This window comes from Pedobacter sp. 01T416_2, assembly GCF_056398925.1.
Genome location: NZ_JBFTQI010001061.1, coordinates 1 through 1,541 on the forward strand (window position 1 = coordinate 1; position 1,541 = coordinate 1,541).

The following is a 1,541-nucleotide window of genomic DNA, read 5'->3' on the forward strand; positions in this document are numbered from 1 at the left end:
CATTGCAAATGTTTGTAACGAAGCGGCATTAATTGCTGCCCGTAAAAATAAATCGGCAGTTGATAAGCAAGATTTCTTAGATGCTGTTGATAGAATTGTAGGTGGTTTAGAAAAGAAAAACAAAATCATTACACCAGCCGAAAAACGCGCTATTGCGATACACGAGGCTGGTCACGCCACAGTAAGCTGGTTGTTAGAACATGCGGCGCCTTTAGTTAAGGTTACTATTGTACCACGCGGACAGAGCCTAGGTGCAGCCTGGTATTTGCCTGAAGAACGCTTAATTGTTCGCCCTCACCAAATGCTTGATGAAATGTGTGCAACTATGGGTGGTAGGGCAGCTGAAAAAGTGATGTTCGATACCATTTCTACCGGTGCACTTAGCGATTTAGAGAAAGTGAACAAACAAGCCAGAGCAATGGTTACCATTTATGGTTTGAACGATAAATTAGGAAACATTACTTATTATGATTCATCTGGTCAGAACGAGTATAATTTCTCTAAACCATATTCAGAGGATACCGCTTTAACTATCGACAAAGAAATTTCGGCATTAATTGAAGGCCAATACCAAAGAGCAATTAGTTTATTGGAAGAAAATAAAGATAAATTGATCCAATTGGCTGATATCCTGATTGAAAAAGAAGTTTTATTTAAAGACGATTTAGAAGTGATTTTTGGTAAACGATTATTCGAAAACCAAGGAGAAAGCGGAACTCCCGGACATATTACTCCGGTAGAAGCATAAATAATAATTTCTATTATTACATTTGCTACCCTAGTTTAATTATTAGGGTAGCTTTTTTTTATAATGAAGGATAATACGACAGCGAAAGAACAAATACTAAAAAAGATAAGGAAAGCACTATTAGAGAAGCGCGAAAACCCTTATCCTAATTTAGAAGAAAGTCAATTGTATAAAAAAAATACAGATGAGCTAGAGGTATTATTTGCCGAACAGCTCACCGCCGTATCTGGCAACTTTATCTTCTGCGAAGACGGGATCGATTTTTTTGAAAACATGCTACAGCTGGCCGACAAGTTTAAATGGCGGAAAATATACTGCTGGGAACCAGAACTTCAACAGTTTTTGAGCAAATATGAATTTCCTTTTTACCAAACCGATAAAGATTTTGAACAGGCCGAGGTAGGCATTACCCTTTGCGAAGCCTTAATTGCCCGTAATGGAAGTGTAATGGTAACTAACCAGGGTGCTGCAGGAAGAAGGCTTAGTATCTTTCCACATCATCACATCGTGATCGCCAAAACCAGTCAGTTGGTTTTAGATCTTAAAGATGCTTTTCTGTTATTGAAGAACAAGTATGGCAATCAAATCCCATCAATGATCAGCAACATTACAGGCCCAAGCAGAACTGCCGATATCGAAAAAACTTTGGTTTTAGGCGCGCACGGACCTAAAGAGCTTTTTGTGTTTCTGATTGATGATTTTAGTTAAGACTGTAATTAATTTTGACAAATACCGCTCAGAACTAAAAATGGCAGCAACTACTTTGCTACTGCCTTAATCATAGTTTCCGTAC

Annotated in this window: 2 protein-coding genes; both read left to right on the forward strand. The window is 38.2% G+C overall.

Annotated elements, in window-relative coordinates; all coding sequences use genetic code 11:
* Window positions 1-748, forward strand: a 748-nt coding sequence (locus AC1DPQ_RS27335) for an ATP-dependent metallopeptidase FtsH/Yme1/Tma family protein (protein WP_477611503.1), incomplete at its 5' end; no start/stop codon positions are given.
* A gap of 63 nt (window positions 749-811) precedes the next feature.
* On the forward strand, window positions 812-1,456 hold the full coding sequence (locus tag AC1DPQ_RS27340) for a LutC/YkgG family protein (RefSeq protein WP_477584600.1): 645 nt from the start codon (window positions 812-814) through the stop codon (window positions 1,454-1,456).
* The last annotated feature ends 85 nt before the right edge of the window (window positions 1,457-1,541 follow it).

What these genes read in the sequence shown, in the direction of transcription:
- AC1DPQ_RS27340 (WP_477584600.1), top strand. Translation starts at nt 812, where the DNA reads ATGAAGGATAATACGACAGCGAAAGAACAAATACTAAAAAAGATAAGG.